A 25,329-nucleotide genomic window follows, 5' to 3' on the forward strand; every position below is an offset into this window, starting at 1 on the left:
ACATCGCCGACTTTCACATGCGCGGCCATGCACGGCAGCCAGCTCTTCGTGCATGGCACTCACCAGCGCCATGCGACTCATGCTTGTTTTTGGTCGCGCAGTTCGCGACGCAAGACCTTGCCCACCGGAGTTTTAGGCAGATCGGCGCGAAACTCAATCACGCGTGGCAACTTATAGCCCGTGAGGTTTTGCTTGCAGTGCTCTAGCACTTGGGCTTCGGTCAAAGTCACATCTTTTTTGACCACAACCAGCTTCACCGCCTCGCCAGAACGCTCGTCGGGAATGCCGATCACTGCGCACTCCAACACGCCGGACAAGCTGGCGACCACGTTTTCCACTTCATTGGGATAGACGTTGAAGCCGCTGACCAAGATCATGTCTTTCTTGCGGTCAATGATGCGAAAGTAACCGCATTCGTCCATGATGCCCACATCACCGGATTTGAAAAAACCATCGGGTGTCATCACGCGTGCGGTCTCGTCCGGACGTTGCCAGTAGCCCGCCATCACTTGCGGTCCACGAATGGCAATTTCGCCAGGCTCGCCCACAGGCACTTCGTGACCGTCGTCATCAATAATTTTCATCTCGGTGCTGGGCAAAGGCACACCAATCGAACCCGTGAACACTTGACTGGTTACGGGGTTGCTGCTCGCGGCGGGACTGGTCTCTGATAAACCGTAAGCCTCACAAATAGGACAGCCTGTTTTCTCTAGCCACAGCTTCGCCACCGCGCCTTGCACTGCCGTACCGCCGCCCAGCGACACCACCAAACGGGACCAGTCCACTTTGACAAAATCAGGGTGGTTCGCCAGCGCATTGAACAAGGTATTGACCGCAGGAAAAATGTGGAAGCGGTGCTTTGCCAACGCTTGACACACCGCAGGTATGTCTCGCGGGTTGGGAATCAAAATCGAACACCCGCCCATGCGCATGCACGACATCAAGTTCACATTGAACGCGAAAATGTGATAAAGCGGCAAAGCACAGACAAAGGTGGGGATTTCATTCGCAGGAATACGTTTGAGTGCAGGGCCGCACCACTCCGAGGCCTGCAACATATTCGCCACCAAATTGCGATGCAGCAACTCGGCACCTTTGGCGCCACCTGTGGTGCCGCCTGTGTATTGCAGCACGGCCAAGTCGTTGCCATCAATCGTGGGCAGGGTGAGTGTGCGGCGTTCACCTTGGGCCAACGCATCATTGAAACGCACCGCCGTGGGTAACGCAAAAGAAGGCACCAGCTTCTTGACGTGTCGCACCACATGGTTCACCAACGTGCCTTTGAGCCAACCCAAACGGTCGCCCATGGCGCACAACACCACGTGCTTGATGTGGGTCTGCGCCAAGCACTGCTGCAAAGTAGCACCAAAATTCTCAAGAATGACGATGGCTTTGGCATCTGCGTCTTTGAGCTGCAACTCCAGCTCGCGCGTGGTGTACAGCGGGTTGACGTTGACCACCACAAACCCCGCACGCAGCACAGCAGCCACTGCAATCGGGTACTGCAACGTGTTGGGCAACATGATGGCCACACGGTCGCCAAACACCAAACCCAAACTTTGAAGATAAGCCGCGAACACTTGACTCAGGCGATCTAGTTCGCGGTAAGTCAGGCTGCGCCCTAGGAAATTAAAAGCCGCACGGTCACCAAATTGACGAAAGCTGTCTTGCATCAAATCCACCAGCGAGCTGTAAGCGCTGGTGTCAATCTCTGCGGGTACGCCTTCGGGATAAGCGCTCAACCAAGGCTTCTGCGCTGCGTTCATTCAATCGCCTTGACCATGTCTTCGACCACCTTCTTGGCATCGCCAAACACCATCATGGTTTTATCCATGTAGAACAGCTCATTATCCAAGCCTGCATAGCCTGAGGCCATCGAACGTTTGTTCACAATCACCGTCTTGGCTTTGTAGGCCTCCAAGATGGGCATGCCGTAAATAGAGCTGCCCTTCTCTAACGCAGCAGGGTTGACCACGTCATTGGCACCCAACACGATGGCCACATCCACTTGACCAAACTCGCCGTTGATGTCTTCCATCTCAAACACTTGGTCGTAAGGCACTTCGGCCTCTGCCAACAGCACGTTCATGTGGCCAGGCATACGGCCCGCCACGGGATGAATGGCGTACTTCACGCTGATGCCTTTGTGCATCAGCTTCTCTGCCAGTTCGTTCACCGCATGCTGCGCACGCGCCACGGCCAAACCGTAGCCAGGCACGATCACCACGGACTCGGCATTGGCCAAGATGTAAGCGGCATCATCGGCACTGCCGCTCTTGACGGGACGCTGCTCTTGAGCACCTGCCACCGCTGTCACGGCCTCGGCACCGAAGCCCCCCAAGATGACGCTAAAGAACGAACGGTTCATCGCCTTGCACATGATGTAGCTCAAAATCGCACCCGAGCTACCCACCAAAGAACCAGCGATGATGAGCATGCTGTTGTTGAGCGAGAAGCCAATGCCCGCAGCCGCCCAGCCTGAGTAGCTATTGAGCATGGACACCACCACGGGCATGTCTGCGCCGCCAATCGGGATGATGATGAGTACACCCATCACAAACGACAGCGCCAGCATTGCAAAGAACGCCGTCCAACTCTCGCTCATCACAAACATCACACCCAAACCCAACGTCACCAAACCGAGCACGAGGTTAAGCATGTGCTGACCAGAAAAACTCACGGGCATTCCTTGGAACAAACGGAATTTGTACTTACCGGAGAGCTTGCCAAACGCGATGACCGAGCCGCTGAAAGTGATGGCACCAATGGCTGCACCGAGGCACAACTCCAAGCGGTTGCCTGCGGGAATCGGGAAACGTTGAACACTCTCGGTGATCACCAAGCCCGCCGTGGTTTGCATCCCCGTCACCAACTGCTGTGGCACAGCAGTGATGCCAAACGCCCAAGGCTCGGCCACCGCCGCCACGCCGATGAACACGGCCGCCAAGCCAATCATGCTGTGCATGAAGGCCACCAGCTCCGGCATTTTGGTCATCTCAACGCGCTGCGCCATGAGGGTGCCTGCACCGCCGCCCACCACGAGACCCAATAACACCCAGCTCATGCCGAGGCCAGAGCCCGACAACTTCACAATCAAGGCCGCGGTAGTCAGCACCGCAATCGTCATCCCCGTCATCCCAAACACATTGCCGCGAATGGAGCTAGTGGGATGGCTCAAACCTTTAAGTGCTTGAATAAAGCACACACTCGCCACCAAGTACAACAAGGTGACGAGGTTCATCGAAACAAAGTCCATGCTCATGCTTTGCCTCCTGAAGCTGCTTTAGCAGACTTGTCTTTTTTCTTGAACATTTCCAACATCCGACGCGTGACCATGAAGCCACCAAACACATTCACCGCTGCCAGCGCCACGGCCAACACACCCATGGTTTTGCCCAAGGTGGTTTCGGTCATGGCAGCGGCCAGCATGGCCCCCACAATGACGATGGCGGAGATGGCATTGGTCACCGCCATGAGTGGCGTGTGCAACGCTGGCGTGACCGTCCACACCACGTGGTAGCCCACGTAGATGGCAAGCACAAAAATAATTAAATTGACGAGGGTGGGGGAGACTGCATCCATGTTGTTATTCCTCGTTTTTATTTCTTCATCACCGCACCATCGCGGGTGACCAAACACGCAGCCACGATGTCGTCATCCATGTCGACATGCAGCGCGCCTTCTTTGTTGATGACAAGCTTCAAAAAGTCGAGCACGTTACGGGCATACAACGCGCTAGCGTCTGCGGCCACCAAAGCAGGCAAGTTGGTCTCGCCCACAATCGTCACGCCATGCTTGATGACAGTCTTACCCGCCTCCGTCAGCGGGCAGTTGCCACCTTCACCGTTCGCGCCTTTGCCTGCGGCAATGTCGATGATGACAGCACCCGGCTTCATGGCCCTGACCATGTCTTCGGTCACCAACACTGGGGCTGCACGACCAGGAATCAACGCGGTGGTGATCACAATGTCTGCCAACGCGACGCGCTTGGCCACTTCGACCTTTTGACGATCCAACCAGCTCTGAGGCATTGGGCGGGCATAGCCACCCACACCTTCGGCGGCGTCTTTTTCGTCTTGGCTCTCAAACGGCACATCGATGAACTTGGCACCGAGAGACTCGACTTGCTCTTTCACGCTGGGGCGCACATCGGTGGCCTCAATCACAGCACCCAAACGCTTGGCGGTGGCGATGGCCTGCAAGCCCGCCACACCCACGCCAAGGATGACCACACGTGCGGCCTTGACGGTGCCAGCAGCGGTCATCAACATGGGGAAGAACCGTTGGTATTTGTCTGCGGCCAACATGACGGCTTTGTAGCCCGCAATGTTGGCCTGCGAAGACAACACATCCATGCTTTGTGCGCGGGTGGTGCGCGGTGCGGCTTCGAGGGCAAAGCCTGTGGCACCAGCGCTGGCCAAGCGTTGCAAGCCTTCGGCATTGAAGGGCTCCAACATCCCGACCACGGCACTGCCGGCTTTGATGCTGGATGCTTCGGTAGCTTCGGGGGCACGCACTTTGAGAATCAAACCACAGCCCCAAGCGCTGGCAGCATCCACCACCTCTGCGCCCACGGCTACGTAAGCCGCATCTGGCACGCTGGCTAACACGCCTGCACGCGATTGAACTCGGACCGTATGTCCTTGAGAAATAAGTTTCTTAGCCGTCTCAGGCGTGACGGCTACGCGGGTCTCACCTGCCGTCTTTTCGGCGGGAACACCAATCAACATGCGCTTCTCCTAATGTGTATCGTTGTTTTGTCAGAGTCATGGAAGGTTACACGAATTTAGATCGCCCATTGAGGCGGACTTACCCGAAAGATAATGCTTCCATGAATAAACGTTGGAAGCCCAGTGTCACCGTCGCCGCCATCGTCGAGCGCGATGGTCGCTACCTGCTGATTGAAGAGCACACGCCTGAAGGCCTGCGACTGAACAACCCCGCAGGCCACTTGGACCCCGGTGAATCCCCTGAAGACGGCTGTGCCCGTGAAACCTTGGAAGAAACCACCCACACCTTCAAGCCCACGGCAATGGTCGGCATCTACATGTCCCGCCTGCTGCGCCCCGCCCGTGAAGGCCGCGCCGCCGAAGACGTGACCTATCTGCGTCTGGCCTATTGCGGCGAGCTAGGTGAACCCGTCTTAGGCGCTCAACTTGACCAAGGCATCGTGCGCACCCTGTGGATGACGCCTGGCGAAATTCGTGCCAACGTACACCGCCTGCGCAGCCCACTGGTGCTGCGTTGCATGGAAGACCATCTGTCAGGCCAACGCTTTCCGATGGGCTTCATCTACACCGACGCCAGCGTAGTCAACCTCGCAAAGAGATAATTGCCGCATGGCAAATAACAAACGTGTAGTGGTGGGCTTGAGCGGTGGCGTGGACTCGGCCGTCAGCGCCTACCTGTTGAAGCAGCAAGGCTACGACGTCATCGGCATCTTCATGAAGAACTGGGAAGACGATGACGACAGCGAATACTGCTCGTCCAACATCGACTTCGTGGATGCGGCAGCGGTGGCCGACGTGATTGGCATTGAGATTGAACACGTCAACTTTGCCGCCGAGTACAAAGACCGCGTGTTTGCCGAGTTCTTGCGCGAATACCAAGGCGGACGCACACCCAACCCCGACATTTTGTGTAACGCTGAAATCAAGTTCAAAGCGTTTTTAGACCATGCTTTTGCGTTAGGCGCTGAAAAAATTGTCACCGGCCACTACTGCCGCGTACGCGAGGTGAATGGCGAGTTTCAACTGCTCAAAGGCTTAGACCCTAGCAAAGACCAAAGCTACTTTTTGCACCGCTTGAACCAAACGCAACTGTCTAAAACTTTGTTTCCCGTGGGCGAGCTACACAAAACCGAAGTGCGCCGCATTGCGGATGAAATAGGTTTGCCCAACGCCAAGAAGAAAGACTCGACTGGTATTTGCTTCATTGGCGAGCGCCCTTTCCGTGAGTTTTTAAACCGCTACATCGCCAACGAGCCCGGCCCCATCAAAGACGAACGTGGCCGCAAGATTGGCACCCATGTGGGCTTGAGCTTTTACACCCTCGGCCAACGTCAAGGCTTGGGCATTGGCGGCCTCAAAGCCAAAGGTGCAGACATGGAAGCCCTGCGCGCTCGCGGATTGCGCGGTGCTGGCGAACACCAACCGTGGTTTGTCGCTCGCAAAGACTTGGCCGCCAACACCTTGTACGTGGTGCAAGGCCATGACCACCCTTGGTTGCTTTATGGCTCGCTGCACGCGGACGACCTAAGCTGGTGTGCGCCAGAGCGACCAGCACCCGGCCGCTACGCTGCCAAAATCCGCTATCGCCAAGCCGATGCGCCGTGCGAGTTGAGCTACAACGACGAAGGCGAGCTGGTGCTCGCCTTTGATGATCCTCAGTGGGCCGTCACACCTGGCCAATCGGCTGTGTTGTATGACGGTGAGGTGTGTCTAGGTGGCGGGGTCATCGCCAGCGCTGCAGCGCTGAAAGCAACCCCTGCCTGAGTGACCCGAAGCCGCAACGCGCTTACTTGGCCGCGTCTGCTTTAGGCGCAGCATCAGCCTTCTTGGCGCCTTCTGCTTTTTTTGCAGCCTTCTTTTCTTGACCTAGGTGTTTGCCTTCTGTCTTCGCAGCAGGGGCAGCCTCAACCTTTGCAGCGGATGCAGGCACGGCAGGTGTTGCTGGTGTCGCTGGCGCCGCAGGTGTGACAGCAAAAGCTGTAGCAGAGAAAGCACCAACGATCAAAGAGGCAATCAGCTTGTTCATATAAATTCCTTTACGGTGATTGAACAACTCCAACATCGGAGTGATCAAATAACGGGGGCGAACCCTGTGTTGTTGACGCAAATATTTAATTATTTGCGTCAACCCTGTACGCACCCGCACCGTTATCCCACGCCTTGATGACGGCCTTAACGCCACGCAGATATAAAAAACCCGACGGGCGTGTGCGCGTCGGGTTGTGTGAAAAGCAAACTTGGGCGTTGCCGTAATAGATCAAAACGGAATATCGTCGTCCATGTCATCAAAGCCGCCCTTGGCAGGCGCAGGCACTACGGGGCGTTGTGGTGCGGGGGCCGCTGCGCGAGGTGCGGCAGCTGGGCGGCTGTAGCCACCGCCGCCTTCTTCGCCGCCACCGCTGGGGGCCCCCATGCCTTCACGGCCGCCCAAGAGTTGCAACTCGGTGGCAATAATGTCCACGGTGTTTTTTTCCACGCCTGTGGTCTTGTCGGTGTACACGCCGTACTTCAAGCGGCCCTCCACGTAAATGGGGCGACCTTTTTTGACGTACTCGCCAGCGATCTCTGCCAAGCGGTCGTAGAACGTGACGCGGTGCCACTGTGTGTCTTCAATCATCTCGCCGCTGCTTTTGTCTTTGCGCCGGCTGGATGTGGCCACGCTCACGTTGGCCACGGCTTGGCCGCTGGGCAGGTAGCGCACTTCGGGGTCGCGGCCACAGTTGCCGACGAGGATGACTTTGTTAACGGATGCCATGGGTAAATTCCTCCAGATAGGGGCTAATTATGAGGCCTTTGCGCAAGAGGCTGCATGCTTGGGCGCCACCATGGGCCAAGCTACCACCAACCACAGCACCATGAGTGCTGCGCAAGTTAAAAACAGGCCTTGTGTGCCGTAGCTTTTGACGAGCTGCCCGCCCATCACGCCACCGGCAAAAAAGCCCAACGACTGCAAAGTGTTGTACACGCCCATGGCCGCGCCACGTGAAGCTGCGGGTGCGATGCGTGACACCAAACTGGGCTGCGTCGCCTCCAGCACGTTGAAGCCACAAAAGAACGCAAACAACAACCAAGCCAAGCACGTCACGCTGGGTGCGCCAGACGACACCCACAGCAGAGCCACTTGCACCAAAGCAATCAAACCAATGGCGCTTAAAAACACCGCGCGTAAATAACCTCGGCGCTCTAGCGGAAACACAACACCCATCAACACGAACGAGCCCAGCACCGCGGGCAAATAAATTTGCCAGTGGTCGTCCTTGCCCAAACCGGCTTGCACCAAGTAGGCGGGAATCGCCACCCACATGGCCAGTTGCACCGCGTGGAGCACAAACACGCCAATATTCAGGCGCAACAGCGCAGAGCTCGACAGCACTTGGCGTAAATCACCGCGAGATGCATCTTTGTGCAACATCGGTTCGGGCGGCACCGCCCACACCACCACCGCCGTACCCAACAGCGCCAGCACTGCCGTCAACACAAACAAACCCGACAAACCGATGTGCGCCGCCAACACAGGCGACACCACCAGCGACAAGGCGAACATCAGCCCAATGCTTGCGCCCACCATCGCCATCGCCTTGGTGCGCACGTTGTCACGCGTGAGATCAGCCAACAACGCAGTCACAGCAGCAGACACTGCGCCCGCGCCTTGCAGCGCACGACCCGCCAACACCCCCATCAAGGTATCGGCTCCGCCAGCCACCAAACTGCCAAAAGCAAACACCAACAAACCAAAAATAATCACCCGCTTGCGGCCCAAGCGGTCAGACGCCATACCAAATGGGATTTGCAACATGCCTTGCGTCAGCCCGTAAATGCCCATGGCCAAACCAATCAGCGCGGGGTCATCGCCACCCGGGTACTTGCGCGCTTCCAGCGCAAACACAGGCAACACCAAAAACAAACCCAACATGCGCAAGGCAAAAATAGACGCCAGCGAGCCACTGGCGCGCAACTCGGTGCGCGTCATCGCAGGGCTGTCTTCTAGGGTGGGGGCGGGGGATAGGTGGATCGTCACAGGATGCCATTGTCCTGCATTCCTAGACACATTCGAACGGCTTTGGCGTTCCCCCAAACCTGTAGACACTTTTCATACCGCAGTTTGCGCTGATTTTCTTAAGGGCTTTTGGCTATCTGTTTGACGTACTGATTCTGCTCATCGCTTTTGCCATGACCTTGTACTGCTTTGCACGCACCATTCGCAACTATGCCGCTGACATCAAAACTAGGCCTCTGAGCCCTCAGCACCATCGCACCGTCGGTGCATGGCAGCAGCGTTTGGCGCTGCAAATCGCCTACCATTTGCAGCATGCTGCAATACATCACCGTCCCCATCACGCCTTTCCAACAAAACTGCTCCATCGTCTGGTGCGATGAGACGATGCAAGCCGCCATCGTTGACCCAGGCGGCGATTTGCCTCTGCTAGAAGCGACCTGCAAGCAACAAGGGGTGACCCTAGAACAAATTTGGATCACCCATGCGCACATCGACCATGCGGGCGGCACCGCCGACTTGGCGCAGAAGCTGAACTTGCCAATCATCGGCCCACACGAGGGTGACCAGTTTTGGATTGATGGCTTGCCACAGGCGGCGGCTAACTACCACTTCCCCCCTGCTCGCCCATTCACGCCCACACGCTGGCTGCACGACGGTGACACGGTGACACTGGGCGCGCACACGCTGCAAGTGCGGCACTGCCCGGGCCATACGCCGGGCCATGTGGTGTTTTATTCACCAGAAATCAAACGGGCATTTGTAGGCGATGTGCTGTTCGCGGGCAGCATTGGTCGCACCGACTTTCCGCGTGGCAACCATCAGGATTTGATCGACAGCATCACGCAGCGTTTGTGGCCGATGGGGGATGACACGGTGTTCATCCCAGGCCACGGGCCAGAGAGCACCTTTGGCCGCGAACGGGTGAGCAACCCGTATGTGGGCGGGACTTGATACGACAAGAACACCGCACACAAAGTCAGCGTCCTGCGCTGCCGCGGTCATCGCCCAGGGTGTGCTGAGTTATTGTTTGGCGCGCTCGTAGAGCGGCAAGACTTTGGGCAAGTTAGCTTGAATTTCTTCAATGCGGGTGTTGCCGGAGGGGTGGGTGCTGAGCCACTGCGGTGGTGCGCCTTTGTTGCTGGCACTCATTTTTTGCCACAGGGTGACGCCGGCGCGGGGATCAAAGCCGGCGCGTGCCGCGATCTCCATGCCCACCAAGTCGGCTTCGGTTTCATCATCGCGGCTGAATTTGAGGTTCAACAAGTTCGCGCCTTGTTTGGCCACCAAATCCGTGATTTGCGGGCTCACTCCAAAAAACACCGCGGCGACGGTGCTGCCCACGGTGGCCAACCCATTGGTGGCGGTGGCTTTGCCCATGCGTTCGCGGGCGTGTTCGCGCAAAGCGTGGGCGATTTCGTGGCCCATGACCATGGCCACTTCGTCGTCGGTGAGCTGGAGCTGCGTCAAGATGGCGCTGTAGAAGGCGATCTTGCCGCCGGGCATGCAAAAGGCGTTGATCTGGGTGGAGCCGATGAGGTTGACCTCCCACTGCCACTCTTTGGCGCGGAGGTTCCAGTCAAAGCTGTGAGGAATGATGTCTTTGGCAATGCGGCGCAGGCGGATGACTTGCGGGTGGTTGTCTGGCGCCAAGGCGTTTTTGGCAGCGGCTTGCTTCATCATCTCCGCGTATTGTTTGCGGGCCGATTGCTCCACTTCGGCCGCAGGCACAAGCCCCGCAAACACAGAAGCTTCTTTATTGACTTCCACCCCCTCACGCGCCAGCAGCACGCCACCGCCCAAGCCGCAAGCGCAGCCAACACAGCCGTAAAGAAAAGCACGTTTGGTGAGCATGGGAAAGCCTCTTTGTAAAAGCCTCAAAATGAGGGCCATGAACGATACAACAAGTCCAGCACCCACAACGCCCGCCGACACGAAAAAACTGGGTTGGCTGGCCGCGCTTCAGGTGTACTTAGCGCCTGCCTCGTGGCGCATGTTATGCCTCGGGTTTTCGGCTGGCCTGCCGCTGCTGCTGGTATTGGGCACGCTGAGCTTTCGCTTGCGCGAGGCGGGGGTGGACCGCAGCACGATTGGGTTTTTGAGCTGGGTGGGGTTGGCCTATGGCTTCAAATGGGTCTGGTCGCCTCTGGTGGACCGTTTGCCGCTGCCCCTGCTCACGCGGTGCTTAGGGCGACGCCGCAGTTGGTTGCTGCTGGCACAGACCACCGTGGTGACGGGCTTGGTGGGCATGGCGGTGCTAGACCCCCAAGTGGCGTTAGAGCCCGTGGTGTGGTGCGCCTTGGTGGTGGCATTGGGCTCGGCCACGCAAGACATTGCTTTGGATGCCTTTCGCATTGAGTCCGCCGATGCACAACACCAAGCAGCCTTGGCCGCGACCTACCAAACGGGTTACCGCCTCGCCATGATTTGGGCAGGCGCTGGTGTGCTGTGGATTGCCGCACGCGCCGCCGCGGGCCCCGCCGCCGACACCGCCTACCAACACGCCTCATGGCAAACCGCGTATTTGGTGATGGCCGCCTCCATGAGCGTGGGCGTGTTGACCGTGCTGCTCTCGCCCGAGCCCGCACAACGCGAGATGCCCCCTGCCCGCAACGCCACCGAGTGGCTGCGCGGTGCGTTGATCGAGCCCTTTGCCGAGTTCATCCGCCGTTACCGCTGGCAGGCGGGGTTGATTCTTGGCTTGATTGCGGTCTACCGCATCAGCGATGTGGTGATGGGCATCATGGCCAACCCGTTTTATGTGGACATGGGCTACACCAAAGATGAGGTGGCAGCGGTAACCAAGGTGTTTGGCGTCATCATGACCTTGGCAGGTGCGTTCATTGGTGGCGTGCTGTCCATGCGCTTCGGGCTAATGCGGATCTTGATGCTGGGCGCGGTGCTGAGCGCCTTGACCAACTTGCTGTTTGCGTGGCTGGCCACACGCGGCCATGACCTGACCGCCTTGATTTGGGTCATCTCCGCCGACAACTTGGCCAGCGGCATTGCGTCCGCCGCGTTCATCGCGTATTTGTCGGGGCTGACAAACGTGAACTACTCGGCCACGCAGTACGCCTTGTTCAGCAGCATGATGCTGCTCGCGCCCAAGTGGTTGGCGGGCTTTTCGGGCGTGTATGTGGATGCGCATGGCTATGAAGCTTTCTTCACCAGCACGGCGTTGTTGGGTGCGCCGGTGTTGGTGCTGGTGTGGTTGGCCTCACGTGTGATGCCACGCTGAGTGCGCTGATTTACCCAGTCTTTACCGCAGCTTTAGCCAAACTTTAGACAAGCACGCACAGGGCTGAAATTGGTGGGCGCGCTGTACCAATTGATGGATGAGGTTTTGTTGGCCAACCGACCGATGCAAAGAGGTCGACCTCAGCACCGTCGCATCGGGGGGCCTGACGGGCTTGCCCAGCAAGGAGTGCGCGCGAGGGCGGTGTGGGCCGAGGACTGTCCTTGGTGCGTGCCATCGTGCAACGCCACGGCGGTGGTGTGCGTTGCGAAGACCGAGAAGGTGGCGGTGCGCAGTTTGTGGTGAGGCTGCCGACGTAAATTAACTTGCAAAAGCTGCGCCCAGCGTGCGAACGACCTCGACAGCGGAACATGCCGCGCATCCTGAACGATTCATGCCTGACCAAAGTGGCGTGAAATCGTCACGTTGATTCGCCTCGGCCTTGGATCTCAACAGTGCGATGCTTTGTGTAGCCATCGGGAAAGCAGGTGCTGCTGCGTTGTACGGGCCGAGTTCGTGCATGACGCGGTTGAACATACCTCGCGCAAACCTCCCGTGAACAAATTCGTCAACGTGGTGGGTGCATGCACATCGCTCAAACGTGCCCGATGCAACGCGCTGGTTTTGGCTTCGTTGCATAGCAAAAATGCCGTTCCCACTTGCACCGCCGAAGCCCCTGCCGCGATAGCGGCTTGAACGCCCTGCGCATCGGCAATGCCGCCCGCCGCCACGATGGGGACGTGAATGTGTGGCGCCAGTTGTTTGAGCAAGTCCAGGGTGTAGGCTTGATACGTGACATCACGATCGAGAAAATGCCCACGGTGTCCGCCCGCCTCCAGTCCTTGTGCAATCACACCATCAGCCCCGTTGGCGACCAACCATCGCGCTTCATTCAACGTGGTGGCGCACGACAGCACAAAGGCGCCACGAGACTTCACACGTGCTAACAACTCTTGGCGCGGAAGCCCGAAATGAAAACTCACCACCGTTGGCGCAAACTCTTCCAACACATCGACCATCGCGTCATCAAACGGACGACGCCCCGCTGAAGCGGGAATAGTCGTCGAGTCAATGCCAAACTCTTGGTAGTACGGCTGCAAAATGGTCTGCCATGCTGACTCTGCGATCGACGTGTGCGCTGGCATTTGATGGCAAAAAAGTTGACGTTGTAGGGCAGCCCACTGCGCTCAAGAACTTGCAATTCATGGTGTAGGGTCGTCATATCCAGCATGGCTGCAGGCAAAGACCCCAAGCCCCCTGCGGCGCTCACAGCAAGCGCAAGCCCGCTGTCTTACACGCCCGCCATAGGCGCTTGGATGAGAGGCAAGCGTGTTCCCCAAATCGCACTCAGTGACATCGTTGTATCGGCTCGCGCTAAGGTTTTTTGCCAAGAGCAGCTGTTTTCCCTGAGAACAACAAATGCTGTGTATGCCAATTGAATGCTTGGCTAAAGTCACCCCTGTTTTTGTCTTGCGCAGAACACGGGCGCAAATTTGTTTTTGTTAAGTCTTTGCGCCAGTCATAGCAAATCGCTTTGTCTGGGTCGCTCAAAGGCGCTTCAATCACCGAGTTACCAGTCACCCAATTGATCGCTCCGCTGCGGTAGAACATTCCACCCGCCTGAGTTCCAGCCAACAAAGACCGTCCCGCAAACCAAGGGGCATGCCCTTTCAAGACATCCAAAATAGTGGGCGCGATGTCAATCTGCGAGCCAATGCCCGCCACATATTTTTGGGGGACTGATGCGTCTGTCGCAAACATAGAAAACGGCAGCCAATAGTCGCCAAATGGACCAGACCTGGGCCCCGCACTGTGGTCTGCCGTAAAGATGAAAAGCGTAGGCCCCAATTTGGCGGCATCGTAATCTCGCACGAATTGACCTAACGCTTTGTCCGCGTAGTGCATGACACTCTTTTGAATTTCGTCGTAATTGGAGCGCCCAAAAACCCACGGCTCTCCAGGCGGCAAATGCTGGTCATGCGTGGTCGCGTTATTGATGATGTAGAAGAACGAATCAGGTTCAGCTTTAGCCTTATCCAAAACAAATTTGTATAAATCTGGATCGTGATAGCCCCATCCGTTTTTTTCTACGGTGGGTGGTGGCATTTCAAGTTTTCCAAAAGAAGCACTGGCTCCTAATTTTTGCGCCAAGTTGCCTGTCTGTCCGTTGTGCATTCCTTGGAACATGCTCACTTGCCAACCTTGGTCACGGAGCAACTTTGGCAAACACCGATAGTCAAACGCCTCCAGCTTCGTGTTGACGACTTGCGAATCGAACGGAGAAGGAAAGCTGCAAAGCGAAGAGAAAACACCACTGACAGTTCGATGACCGCTGGCCATCACACCATCTGTGGAATATCCCCTTTTCTTCAACGCATCCAACTCTGGCGTCACTGACGGAGTTGAAGGCGCTTGTGGGTTGTAGCTATACATCACCTCGGCGGGCCAGCTCTCCAGCAAGAAAAGTATGACGTTCATCTTCTTTTGCGCAGGCTGATACTCCCCTTGCTTGTCTTCCAAGTACTGACCCAGCTGCTGGTCTATAAACTTCTGATCAGGTTGTGGTGCCAATTTGTACACGGGCTTGAGCTCTTCTCGATCAGGCAAGGCCGCAAAAATCATGCTGTAGCTTGGCGCCATCGCAATCAATGCCATTTGCTCATTGCCGATGGCGTAAACGCGATCAGGGTTCATTGGCAAGTCATGTATTGACCCACGGATACAAAGCAGCGAGACGAACACGCCCAAGACCAGCGGAACCTCTATGCTGAAAAAGGATGTACTTTTAATTGCATATCGACGAGGCCCTAACCAGAGAAGTCCCACCGCCGACAACAAAAAGAACAGTGAGGAAAATGGGTAGCTATAAATTGCCGTGCTAACCAACCCATTCGCTTCACGAAAAATTTCGTTGACCTCGAAACTGACATGCCTTCCTGCATTGTCGAAATAGATGAGGTCGCTGACCTCCATGCCAATGAACAACAAAAGTGGCCACGTGATCCAAGCCCATGCAATATGTTTGAATCGCAGAACGCGCAGGGTCAAATAAATCACAATCATCAACGATCCGAAGATGTACCCCACACTCGCCAAGTCAAATCTCAGCCCCCAGAGCAGGGCATAGACTTTTTGTTGCGTCGAGAGTTTCAAGAACAACTCTGAACTCCAAAAAATCAAGCTACTTTTAAGAAGCAAAGAGCTAGCAGACAAGGTGAAGAACCCCAGAACCAAATAACGGTAAAACATGTCTTACGCTTTCAGAAAAATTTCGCGTCAGTTCTCAACCAGCAAGGCGCGTTGCTCGGCGCTCCACTTTTGCGCGAGTGGGATGAGCTTGTCTTTGTCCACAAACGGCGGGTAGCCGCCCTTCATGGTCAAGCGGATGTAGTGGTGGTTGAAGCAGTCCAGCGCGATGTGCATGGGACGAATGTCGCCCACCTCACGCACACGCAGGGCCGTGCGTAAAAACAAATCGAAGTCAGCGGCTTGTTGCGTCTCGTCCCAAGGCCCCAACAGCGCTAACGCACGGCGCGAGAACATCACGGTGTTACCCACAAAGCCTTCGACGGTTTGGTGCTTGAACGTGTCTTGACGGTGTTTGCAAAACGCAGCCCAGTTGCCGTACATCCACTTGTGCATGAACAACAAGCTGTGGCGGCCCGTGCCCAACAAACCCACCAAGCCACGAATGCGGTTCCAGCGACGGCGCAGCTGCTTGGTGGCGTCCTTGCTTTCGATGCGCTCAATGCCACACGAGGTGATGACGTCGAGTTGGTTGTGCTCGGCGTTGGCGATCAAGGTCGCATCCCAGTCTTTGCTGACGATGATGTCGTTGTTCAAGAACGCCAGCCACTCGCCCTTGGCCACCGCAATGCCTTGGTTCTGCGAGACAGGGTACGAGTAGTTGCCGGGGTTGCGAATGACGCGTGCGCCCACCGATTCAAAAAAATCAGCACTGGCGTCCGTCGATGCGTTGTCAATGACGATCAGCTCGAACGGATGATGGGTGTTCTTGACCAAGCTCTCCCAATAAATCTGGTTCATCGGCAACTGGTTGTAAACCGCCGTGATGATGCTGAGTTTGGGGTTGGCTTCAGACATGGACAAACTTTTCAAAGGAGTTCAAAGCAAGCGGTACACGCGCTCTGGCGACACGTCTTCCAAGCAACGCGTGTGACCCAGCGGACAGGTGCGTTCATAGCAAGGTGCGCAGGCCAGCGGGGGCTGGTAGTTGGGGTCCACGCGCAGCCACACCACGCGCGCACGCTCGTTCAACGGCGGGGTGTGCTCTGGGCTGGATGAGCCAAACACCGCCACTTGCGGCACACCAAAAGCAGCGGCGACGTGCATGAGGCCGGAGTCGTTGCTGACCACGCGGTGGGCGTAGGCAATCAACGCGAAGGCTTGCATCAGGCTGGTTTGGCCGGCCAAGTTAAAGCAATGCCCGGGTTGTTGGGCATTGGCTTTAGTGGCGATTTCTTGGCAGATGTCGAACTCTTTGTTCGAGCCGAGCAAAACCACTGGGCGGTCTAGCTTGCCCGCAAGTTCTGCAAAGTGTCTGGCGGGCCAGCGCTTGGCTGGGCCGTATTCGGCACCCGGCGCGAACACCACGTAGCTGTGCTTGGCCAAGGTGGGTGGTGTGGGTATGTGCGTGGCGAGTGCTTCTAGTGCCTCGTCCATCACCCCAACACCCGCTTTGAGCACGGGGCGCAAGTCACCGACCAACTTCATCGGCTTGCTGGGGTTTTGACCCACCAAACTCAGGGCGGCGTACCACTCCACCATGGGTGGGCGGACTTCAGTTTGGGGATTGGGCAAACGATCGGTCAACCAACCAAAACGCATTTCGCCGGTGTAGCCCACGCGTTGGGGGATGCCAGCCAGCCAAGGCAGCAAAGCGCTCTTGAGAGAATTGGGGCACACATAAGCCACATCAAACTTGCCGCGCAGTTGCCGTGCCAAGCTCCAGCGACCCATGAGCTGCAAGCCGCCGTGCTTGAACGGCATCTCCATCACCTCGACCACGCCGGGCATCACGCGGTAAACCGGTGCAATCCAAGGTAGCGCAGCGACAGTGAGGCGCTCGCCACGCGCAGCCAAGCGACGCAGCAAGGGTTCGGTCATCACCGCATCCCCAATCCATTGGGGGGCGATGATGAGCGCGTTCTTAGTGATGGCCGCCAACGTGCTCGCCGGCTTTGAGTTTGTAAATCGTGCCGCAGTAAGGGCACTTGGCTTCGCCCGTTGTTGCCACGTCCAAGTAAACCTTGGGGTGGCTGTTCCAGAGCTTCATGTCGGCTTTGGCGCTGGGGCAAAACACGCCGCCTTGACCGTTCAAGTCTTTGGCTAAGAGTTCAACTGTGTGGCTCATTTTCTGTTCCTTGCGAGTGGTCAGCGCTTGCTGCTTAGACTTTGGTGAGCCAGTGTGCGTACTTCGGATTGCGGCCATTGACGATGTCAAAGAACGCCGTTTGGATTTTTTCGGTGATCGGGCCGCGACTGCCTTCTCCGAGTTGGATGCGGTCGAGTTCACGAATCGGTGTGACTTCAGCGGCGGTGCCAGTGAAGAAGGCTTCGTCGGCGATGTAAATCTCATCACGCGTGATGCGCTTTTGCACGATCTCAAGGCCCAAATCTTTGGCGATGTGGAACACCGTGTTGCGCGTGATGCCGTTCAAAGCGCCAGCGGACAAATCAGGGGTGTAGATCACGCCGTCTTTGACCACAAAGATGTTTTCGCCAGCGCCTTCCGACACAAAGCCTGAGGTGTCGAGCAACAAGGCTTCGTCGTAGCCTTCGTCGGTCACTTCCATGTTGGCCAATATGGAGTTGGTGTAGTTGCTCACCGCCTTGGCTTGCGTCATGGTGATGTTGACGTGGTGACGGGTGTAGCTGCTGGTTTTGACGCGGATACCGCGCTTCATGCCTTCTTCACCGAGGTAGGCACCCCAAGTCCACGCCGCCACCATCAAGTGGATGGTGTTGCCTTTGGGGCTCACACCCAACTTCTTGTCGCCAATCCAAGTGAGGGGACGGATGTAGCCGCTCTCCAATTTGTTCTCACGGACCACGTTGCATTGCGCTTGGTTAACTTGGGCCTTGGTAAACGGCATGTTCATGCGCAAAATTTTAGCGCTGTTGAACAAGCGGTCCGTGTGCTCTTGCAAACGGAAGATGGCGGTGCCTTGCGCTGTCTTGTAAGCACGCACACCTTCGAATGCGCCGCAACCGTAGTGCAGGGTGTGGCTCAACACATGAATCTTGGCATCGCGCCAATCGACCATCTGGCCGTCCATCCAGATTTTGCCGTCACGGTCAGACATGGATGAGGGGATCACGACGCTCATGGAATTTCCTTTGGATTGCTGTTGTTGTCGCCTGTGTCGGCGCGGTGCGTCATTTTAACGACCCGCACATCAGGCCTAGCTGACGCGGGTGCGTGACACGCGCACGTGGCTGGCTCAGTCGTTGGCCGAATAAATCACAGGCTCCACATCGGTGGCTTGGAAGGGGCGGTTCAAGGTCCAGCTTTGTAACTTGCCTTGCACAAACACGCAGCGCACCACCGATTGGCTGCCATCGCGCCAGCTGAACACTTCGGGCCGGGTGTCTTTCTCAGTTTCAAGCTGGCCCAAAGCGCGGGTCATGGCGATGACGTGCATCAGACTCATCCCTACTTTGAGCTTGGCATTGAGCATAACGGCGCTGTCCACAAAACCGATGGGGCGGTTGGTGGCGCGCTTCATGATTTGCACCAAGCGGTTGAAGTACAGCAGCAGCCACATGACGCCGCACGTCACGACCAAGGCGATGCCCATCCATTGCCATGTTTGCCACGCCCACGCCGTCAGGCCCACCGCGCCAATCGGCACCAAATATCTTTGAAAGTTCATGGGCCTCATTGTCTCAGGCTATGCGCCCCAACGTGCTTTGGCCGTTGACTTGCAAGGCCTCCTCAGGCGGCTCAGCCATTCGCCTTGTTTGAATTTATTCACCCACACCGCTGACATGGCGACGGCCCGCTGGGATAAACATCCACCCACTCCACCGCATGCACGGTCACGCCAAAGAGGGGCTGCAAGCGGCGCTCAGGTAGCCATTCACCCAACCGACATCCAAGGGTGCCTCTAGGACTTTGACCTGATACGACAGCGCCTGCCCCTGCAAGCCCATATGGTTTGCTCCTTTTGCGCAAAGCAAGATCACACTGATGTGCTTGAAAAGCCGATGGGTTCGCAAGGCACGAAGCCACTCGAAACCACCAATCTGCTCTAGCGCATCGTGATCCATCATCAGGACTTGCGGATGTGCGGCTTGTAGCTCAAGCTGCATATGGACCGCGGACTCAAAATACACAAACTCCAACTTTGAAGCCAAGTCTAGAAAACCCGACCTCAATGCAATCACGGTGGCGTCGTCTTTTGTCACCACAAAAACGCGAAGCCGCTCATCAGCGCTGAGGGCAGCTACGCCGCCCATTCGATGTCGCATTTGATAGTCGATGATGGCTTGCTTAGAAATACGACGATGTCCACCACTCGTTTTCCAAGCCATCAATTCGCCACTGTCCACCAATGAATGCACGGTCCCGATAGACACACGCAACATCTTGGCGGCTTGCGTGGTGCCGCAATACTCATCTTGTTTTTCTAAATGATTCATAACCATATTTTTCTCAGTCGCTTCGCGTGATGCGGACCTCTAGCGCCTCCACCCCCGTTGTCGAATTCGGTGGCACTGCAATGATCTTTTGTGCGATCTTGGAAGAAGGCACCCCAGACAGGCTCATCAAACGATTTCGCACAGCCACCACGCGGTAATACGCCATACGGTTCGATTCGCTCAAGCCCTCCACCGCATCCGACGACAACACAAAGCTTTGCGCCTTGTTCGACGCATAGTCAAAGTGCTTCACAAACACCTCGCTCATGCGCTTGGCCTCTTCCGGACTCAGGTCCAGCGCACCGGGCTTGAACCGCACAATCAAACTTGTGGGACGTGCGGCCAAATCGTGAACACCTGCCGTCGGTGTTGTAGACACTTTGGCGCTGGCCTCTTCAATTTTTTCACTCTTACCAATCTGGACGTTCTCAGGCTTGACCTCTTGGTTTTGTCCACCGGCCTTGTAGCGCAATTCGCTTTGTTGCAACTTTTGCTGCATGCGATCCACCATCTTGCGCATGTCTTCCACCGTTGGGTTCTTTGGCACCTCGTCGGCCACGCCTGGGTAGGTTTTCTCATGCGCTTGCTTGGTGATGGTTTCCTTAGAAGGCACGGGCGACTTGCTGGCATCGGCTTTGGCCCGCATTGAGAAATACATCACCGCCATGGCCAAAATCACGATCAACAAGATCAAGAACATCACCATGTTCACCAAGGTATCCACATACCCGGGCCAAAAGTTTTGTTCATCTGCGTTAGTTGCTGCTCCAGCCATGGCTGTTTCCTTTTTTAATCTATCGAAATTGAAATGCTTTGGTAGACGGCGCCTTACACCAAGAACACGCGTTGGGTCAGCAAGGTGTTCAAGTCTGTGCTGCCTGTGCCTGTCAGGGTCAAGCCTGCGGTGGGGTTGGTAAACGCGTCAAACATGATAGTTTCGCTCGGTGTGCTGAATGAACCAGTTCCCGTCGTATCCACCAAAAGCTTGAGGCTTGTACTGGTCGCGCCAGCCGCCAACGAGTTCGATGTGAACTGGAAGTACTGCGCCACATTGGTGGACACATTGAACCCTGTGTCGGCCAACAGGCCACGTAAATCCAGCTTGTCGCCCTCGGCCACCTTGAAGTCGGTGATGCGGTCTGTACCCGTTTGCCCGCTGATGAAGCGGAAGGTATCAGCACCGCCATTGCCCGTTAAGGTGTTATTACCTGGCCCGCCCACCAACAAATCGTCACCGCTCCCACCGACCAGCGTATCGTCTCCGCCGTTCCCAAACAGTGCTGTGTTCACTGTTTCGCTACTGACGCCTATAGTTTGGTTGTCGGCCGTGCCAATGAGGATGTTCTTGTAGCGCAGCTGTTGGGTGGCTGCGCTATCCGTCAGCGTTGACGTTGTCCCCGTGTACTTCAGCGTCAGCACACCCGACAAGCTGCTATTGCTCGTCACTACCAGTGGGCTGCTACCCGTGGCCATGGTGACTGTGGCGGGTGTCGCGCCATTCAGCGTAAATTCACTCAGCGTAAAGCCACTTGTGGGTAGCGTCATGTCTGTGCTGAAGTTCAACGTCACCTTGGTGCTGCTACCTGAAGCCGTGTAGTTCGCCGCAAGGGCCGTGTTGCTGAAGTTAGGTGCAAACAGGCCGTTGCTTTCAAACAAGTTGTCGGTATAGGCCACGCCGCTGACCGTGACAGTACCCGTGAACCTGTGGTCGTACACCTTGTTATCGCCATCCAGCCAATACCCGTACCTGTCACTCGCAAAACCAGTAGGCTTGACATAATCATTGCTATCCATAGCGACATACAAGTTGCTGGTATTGACCGCTGCCTGAGGGTCCCCTACGAGGTTCTTCGCCGCCAGTTGGTTCACATCATTGATAGCAATGGTCACCTTCTGGGCCGCGCTATTGGTAGACAAATCAAGATGACTAAAGCCCATCAACTTGTGAAAGCCTGCGGCATTGACACGGGTGTTGCCCGTCGTATCGGTCAGGGAGTTGCCACGTGCATTGCTCACAAAATCGGTCAGCACAAAACTGTTGGCACCGCTGTAGTTCGGTCCAATCAACAAGGTGTTGTCACCCATGCCGCCATCGATTTGGCGGAACTGCAAGTCGTTGATGTAGATTTTGTCCTTGCCAGAGCCCGCTAGCACAGCGTCTGCACCCGCGACCACCACCGTCGCCGCCGCGTTGCTTGCGCTCAAGTCCAACGTTTGGTCCAACAAGGTGTTCGCCTGTGCGCTATTTGTCAAGTCGTAGCCCGTCACCCCGCCACCCAGCAGGCTACCAAGCACCGTGGTGAGCGACACGGTGGTACTGACCTGCGAGCCTGCGGTTTGGTACTTCAGCGCTTGGTAGCTGTCCACCTCTAGACGCTGGCTGCGGGTGACTAGGTTTGAACCCGTGCCAAACAAAATCACATCGCCAATGGTGCCTTGCCACATATCGCTGGCCGTGGTCGAGTTGATGAAACCCCCAATACCGAAACGCCACGTAGAAACGTTACTGCTGAAGGCTCCCAAGCTGGGGGTTAAGGTAGTAGGCGTAGGCGTGTCGCTGGAAATACCCGTGACGACCACTTCTCCGTTGATCTCGCCGAAGGCCTCCGTTATGCCATTGCCGTTCCAAATGAATGAGGTCACGTTGCTCAGACCAAATGAGGCCGCATTAGCTGCTGCGGCGAGTGTGCCCTCGTTGTACCCTCCATAGCCCAAACCAAGTGTGGTGCCATTGAACTCGTGATGGTACGAAGAGTAGGTGCCACTGCCAGAGCCAAACCCAAACGCCGCCGTCCACGATCCTGTATTCAGGCCCAGCATCGTCGTAGCACCCACGTAAAATTTGTCCACCCCTGTTGGGATGGCCGTGGTGCTGTTTGGGTTGGTCGTGAACGCAAAGCCACTGCCCACCGTAGTACTCGTCCGGGTGAGTGAAAGCACCAGATGACCCGAAGCCGTTTGCACCAGCACAGGATTGCTTTGGCCTGACATCGTCCCCAGCACACCGCCGCCAGCTGTCGCATCCATGGTGGAGATGCCGGTGCCTACACGGCTGTATGACAAGCTGTCAGGGTCTATCCACAAGGCCTTGTAAACCGTAGACCAATGGCCTTGGTCAGCAGCCACATACACGCTGCGCACGGGCGAGAATGCGGAGGTGATGGGCGTCGCGTCCGCCGTCGTGATATTGGCGCGCAAACTACGCGTGCCATCCGCACCCCATGCGTTGGCAGGTATCGTCACCGACACCGAGGTGGCGTTGTCTGCCGTCACAGTCGCCGTCGCTAGCGCCGTGCTGGAGCCGTCCATGTAGACCTTCACCACATCACCGATTTTGGTTTTACCCGCCAGCTGAATCACCACGGACTGAGAGGCCGCACGTTCGGTTGCATTGATCACGTTGTCAGGGGTCACCGCGTCAATCGAGGTCACACGCCGCTCCGTAAACAAGGTCATGGGAACAGCACCCGTAGCTTTGGCGGTGGTTGGTGTGCCTGAGGTACTGGTGTTACCCGCAATATCTTTCACCGGGGTTGCCCCACTGAGCGTGAAAGGCACATCGGCGCTTCCTAAACCCGTGCCCAAAGTGGCCCCCGTGCCCAAGACAACGTTCCACTTCGTCGAATAAAGCGTGAGAGCGCCCGAGCCACCTGGCTGCACCGACACCCCACCCCATGCGGTGACGGTAGGCAATGTGCCAAAGCTCACTGGCAAGGAGCCAGCAGCCATAGACACAGGCTCATTAAATTCGAGCTGGATGGTATCGCCTCCATCTAAGGCCGAGTTGGCGTTTGCATCGGTCACCAACTTGACCGATGTCACATTACTCAACTTGGTGTCAACCACCACCTGCTTGGGTAACGAAGGTGCGCTCAAGTTGCCAGCGGCATCTTGCAGCCTGGCCGTCAACGCGATGGTGCCATCGCTTGTGCCCCACTGATTGCCCGACAAGCTCAGCGTTTTGGTGGTGGTTGCGGAGGTCGACAGCGTAGCAGAGGTGCTGGTGCCTGCAATTTCTACACCGTTCAAGTAGTAACGCACCGTCACGTTCTCCGCTGTGGCCCCGATTGGCAAGGTAAACGTCGTGCCAATAGCTGCGCCAGTTTTCTCGGCATAGGACACGTAATTGTCGGTGGCGATGTTCAACGGTGGCACGATTTTTGACGGTGGCACGATATCGGGCATGTTGAACCACTGCGATGCCGAGGCAGTTGCCGTCACGCCCGCCATATCGACCACAACGCCTGGAGTGGTTGGCGTGATCGTCGTCCCAGTGGTGTAGGTCGACCCCGTGCCTTGCGTCACCAAGTAGGACGACGCATACAAGGAGCCATTGAAGCTGATCGGTGTGCCCACAGCAGTGATCGTGGCCCCTGTACCAAGCCCGAGTCCCCCTGAAGAGATCGTCCAGTTCGCCGTGTTCGTGATGCTACTGATGAGCACAGGCTTGTTGAACGTCAGGGTGAAGGTATCGCCCAGCACACCGTCGCCGTTGCCGTCGGACGTGACCAAAGGATTGGAAGTCGCTCGGGTGGGCGTGCTTGTCTCTAGGTTCAGCCTTGCAACTGCAGGCGTCAGCAGCGTCTGACCCAATGCGTCGGTCGTCGAAACGGTGAACTGCCGCAAACCCTCAGAGAGCGAGGCCGCCGTGTTGCCATAACTCAAAGCTCGCAGCAAGGTTTGGCCTTGCGCTGCCGTGGCGTTTTGGGTCACAGGGGCAGCCGCAGAACCACCGTTGGCAAGGGCGAACACCAGTGTGGCGTTGCCTGCCCCATCAGGCGTGGTGGTGACCCACCAGGTGTTGGCGCCGTCACTGAACGTGCTGGTGACGGCTACGCCAGCCGTACCAGACAAGGCCACTGAGTTGGCACTGCTCTTGATCACCTCGTTGGTGCCGTTGAGCACACCCGATGCTTTGATGGTGATGTTTCTCAAGTCTTGCCCAGATGTCAGCACGGCGGTATTCGCTGCTGACTGCAAAAGCACGCCTGCCCCTGAAGAAGCACTTGCAGCTGTCACGTTGACCCGGGTATTGTCCAAGCCGTCTGTGGCTGAGCCGTTGAGGTCAAGCACCAGCAGTTGTGACGTCACGGTTGCCTTCACCGCACTGGACGTGTTGCCCGCAGCATCCGTCACGGTGAAGGTGTACACACGGTCAGCCTGTGACGTCACGGGGCCTGGGGAGTCGTTTTGGTAAGTCACCGTTCTCAACAACGCTTGCACCGTACTGGCAAGCTGCTCAGCGCCTGTAGGCGTTGTGAGCGCGAAGATGCCCGCGCTGTAGCTCAACGCCCAGTTGATACCGCTGTACGAAATGCTCGTAGGCAAGCTGGCGCCGTCAATGCGAATTTGTGTGCCCGCAATCCAGAACCATTCGTTCACGCCATCTGGCGGCGAGGAGGGGCTGACAGCAATCGAAATTTTGCCAATCGTGCTCGCATCGGTCAGGCTCAACGCATTGCTCAAAGCATACTGTGTTGACTTGAGCTGCAGGGGGAGCGCCCAATTGGTGCTACTGCTAGCACCATCCATGTCAAGCTCAGGCGCCTGCATATCGACCTTGGCGGTCTGCACCGCTGTCGCGCTGGTGTTGCCGCCCAAGTCGGTGTAGCTCACCGTGAAGGTGCGGTCACCTTGTGTGGCGCTGGTTGTGGTTTGCAGCAACAGCGCTTGCTCAATGCTTTGCCACTGCGCCGCGGTGAAGG

At 56.8% G+C, this 25,329-nt stretch carries 22 protein-coding genes and 1 pseudogene; 5 read left to right on the forward strand and 18 right to left on the reverse strand.

The window, feature by feature from the left end:
* Positions 1-77: 77 nt before the first annotated feature.
* Genes RMS03_RS01650 through RMS03_RS01665 form a run of 4 tightly spaced genes read right to left on the reverse strand, consistent with a single transcriptional unit; the run spans position 78 to position 4,730 of the window.
* Positions 78-1,766, reverse strand: coding sequence for a long-chain-fatty-acid--CoA ligase (locus RMS03_RS01650; RefSeq protein ID WP_310625379.1), 1,689 nt, complete (start codon positions 1,764-1,766; stop codon positions 78-80).
* Positions 1,763-3,262 carry an NAD(P)(+) transhydrogenase (Re/Si-specific) subunit beta gene (locus RMS03_RS01655; protein ID WP_310625380.1) on the reverse strand — a complete coding sequence of 500 codons (1,500 nt, stop codon included), beginning with the start codon at positions 3,260-3,262 and terminating at the stop codon, positions 1,763-1,765. The genes RMS03_RS01650 and RMS03_RS01655 overlap by 4 nt, the downstream gene beginning before the upstream one ends.
* Positions 3,259-3,582 carry an NAD(P) transhydrogenase subunit alpha gene (locus tag RMS03_RS01660; protein ID WP_310625381.1) on the reverse strand — a complete coding sequence of 108 codons (324 nt, stop codon included), beginning with the start codon at positions 3,580-3,582 and terminating at the stop codon, positions 3,259-3,261. Before RMS03_RS01660 ends, RMS03_RS01655 begins: the two co-directional genes overlap by 4 nt.
* 17 nt (positions 3,583-3,599) lie before the next feature.
* Entirely contained in the window at positions 3,600-4,730 is a 1,131-nt protein-coding gene (locus tag RMS03_RS01665) for a Re/Si-specific NAD(P)(+) transhydrogenase subunit alpha (RefSeq protein ID WP_310625382.1), read from the reverse strand.
* A 101-nt stretch (positions 4,731-4,831) separates the two neighbouring features.
* On the opposite strand from RMS03_RS01665, the gene RMS03_RS01670 reads away from it, so the two are divergent.
* Both RMS03_RS01670 and mnmA read left to right on the forward strand, forming a co-directional pair.
* Complete coding sequence (locus RMS03_RS01670) at positions 4,832-5,332, forward strand: NUDIX hydrolase (protein ID WP_310625383.1); 501 nt, start codon at positions 4,832-4,834, stop codon at positions 5,330-5,332.
* A 7-nt stretch (positions 5,333-5,339) separates the two neighbouring features.
* A complete protein-coding gene (mnmA, locus tag RMS03_RS01675; protein ID WP_310625384.1) occupies positions 5,340-6,494 on the forward strand; it encodes a tRNA 2-thiouridine(34) synthase MnmA in 1,155 nt (384 codons plus the stop codon).
* Positions 6,495-6,516: 22 nt separating this feature from the next.
* Here the strand turns inward: mnmA and RMS03_RS01680 are convergent, their stop codons facing one another.
* From RMS03_RS01680 to RMS03_RS01690, 3 genes are all read right to left on the reverse strand, one after another.
* A complete protein-coding gene (locus tag RMS03_RS01680) occupies positions 6,517-6,756 on the reverse strand; it encodes a hypothetical protein (RefSeq protein WP_310625385.1) in 240 nt (79 codons plus the stop codon).
* A 231-nt stretch (positions 6,757-6,987) separates the two neighbouring features.
* Positions 6,988-7,485, reverse strand: coding sequence for a single-stranded DNA-binding protein (gene ssb / locus RMS03_RS01685; RefSeq protein WP_310625386.1), 498 nt, complete (start codon positions 7,483-7,485; stop codon positions 6,988-6,990).
* A 27-nt stretch (positions 7,486-7,512) separates the two neighbouring features.
* Complete coding sequence (locus RMS03_RS01690; RefSeq protein ID WP_310625400.1) at positions 7,513-8,700, reverse strand: MFS transporter; 1,188 nt, start codon at positions 8,698-8,700, stop codon at positions 7,513-7,515.
* 339 nt (positions 8,701-9,039) lie between these two features.
* On the opposite strand from RMS03_RS01690, the gene RMS03_RS01695 reads away from it, so the two are divergent.
* Positions 9,040-9,678: an MBL fold metallo-hydrolase gene (locus tag RMS03_RS01695; protein ID WP_310625387.1), complete on the forward strand. Its 639-nt coding sequence runs from the start codon at positions 9,040-9,042 to the stop codon at positions 9,676-9,678.
* 69 nt (positions 9,679-9,747) lie between these two features.
* Here the strand turns inward: RMS03_RS01695 and RMS03_RS01700 are convergent, their stop codons facing one another.
* Positions 9,748-10,578, reverse strand: a complete 831-nt coding sequence (locus RMS03_RS01700; RefSeq protein ID WP_310625388.1) for a M48 family metallopeptidase — start codon at positions 10,576-10,578, stop codon at positions 9,748-9,750.
* Between the two features lie 37 nt (positions 10,579-10,615).
* Here RMS03_RS01700 and RMS03_RS01705 point away from each other — a divergent pair, with 37 nt between their 5' ends.
* Together RMS03_RS01705 and RMS03_RS01710 are read left to right on the forward strand one after the other, a co-directional pair.
* Complete coding sequence (locus tag RMS03_RS01705; protein ID WP_310625389.1) at positions 10,616-11,962, forward strand: AmpG family muropeptide MFS transporter; 1,347 nt, start codon at positions 10,616-10,618, stop codon at positions 11,960-11,962.
* Between the two features lie 176 nt (positions 11,963-12,138).
* A pseudogene (locus tag RMS03_RS01710) lies at positions 12,139-12,279 on the forward strand (ATP-binding protein); the annotation flags it as partial.
* Between the two features lie 129 nt (positions 12,280-12,408).
* On the opposite strand, the gene RMS03_RS01715 reads toward RMS03_RS01710, so the two are convergent.
* From RMS03_RS01715 to RMS03_RS01760, 10 genes are all read right to left on the reverse strand, one after another.
* Positions 12,409-13,104, reverse strand: a complete 696-nt coding sequence (locus RMS03_RS01715; protein ID WP_310625390.1) for a nitronate monooxygenase — start codon at positions 13,102-13,104, stop codon at positions 12,409-12,411.
* Between the two features lie 229 nt (positions 13,105-13,333).
* Positions 13,334-15,208 carry an LTA synthase family protein gene (locus RMS03_RS01720; RefSeq protein WP_310625391.1) on the reverse strand — a complete coding sequence of 625 codons (1,875 nt, stop codon included), beginning with the start codon at positions 15,206-15,208 and terminating at the stop codon, positions 13,334-13,336.
* A 27-nt stretch (positions 15,209-15,235) separates the two neighbouring features.
* Complete coding sequence (locus RMS03_RS01725; RefSeq protein WP_310625392.1) at positions 15,236-16,063, reverse strand: glycosyltransferase; 828 nt, start codon at positions 16,061-16,063, stop codon at positions 15,236-15,238.
* Between the two features lie 21 nt (positions 16,064-16,084).
* Positions 16,085-17,137, reverse strand: coding sequence for a lipopolysaccharide heptosyltransferase II (waaF, locus tag RMS03_RS01730; RefSeq protein WP_310625401.1), 1,053 nt, complete (start codon positions 17,135-17,137; stop codon positions 16,085-16,087).
* Positions 17,130-17,333 carry a zinc-finger domain-containing protein gene (locus tag RMS03_RS01735; protein ID WP_310625393.1) on the reverse strand — a complete coding sequence of 68 codons (204 nt, stop codon included), beginning with the start codon at positions 17,331-17,333 and terminating at the stop codon, positions 17,130-17,132. The genes waaF and RMS03_RS01735 overlap by 8 nt, the downstream gene beginning before the upstream one ends.
* 34 nt (positions 17,334-17,367) lie before the next feature.
* Positions 17,368-18,309: a branched-chain amino acid transaminase gene (locus RMS03_RS01740; protein ID WP_310625394.1), complete on the reverse strand. Its 942-nt coding sequence runs from the start codon at positions 18,307-18,309 to the stop codon at positions 17,368-17,370.
* Positions 18,310-18,423: 114 nt separating this feature from the next.
* A complete protein-coding gene (locus RMS03_RS01745; protein WP_310625395.1) occupies positions 18,424-18,855 on the reverse strand; it encodes a glycerate kinase in 432 nt (143 codons plus the stop codon).
* 166 nt (positions 18,856-19,021) lie between these two features.
* On the reverse strand, positions 19,022-19,624 hold the full coding sequence (locus RMS03_RS01750; RefSeq protein WP_310625396.1) for a helix-turn-helix domain-containing protein: 603 nt from the start codon (positions 19,622-19,624) through the stop codon (positions 19,022-19,024).
* Between the two features lie 13 nt (positions 19,625-19,637).
* On the reverse strand, positions 19,638-20,399 hold the full coding sequence (locus RMS03_RS01755) for a vesicle formation protein (protein WP_310625397.1): 762 nt from the start codon (positions 20,397-20,399) through the stop codon (positions 19,638-19,640).
* Positions 20,400-20,452: 53 nt separating this feature from the next.
* Positions 20,453-25,329 (reverse strand): type I secretion C-terminal target domain-containing protein (locus RMS03_RS01760; protein WP_310625398.1); only part of this gene is annotated, 4,877 nt, incomplete at its 5' end.

It is taken from the genome of Limnohabitans sp., assembly GCF_031538885.1.
Taxonomy (GTDB): domain Bacteria; phylum Pseudomonadota; class Gammaproteobacteria; order Burkholderiales; family Burkholderiaceae_C; genus Limnohabitans.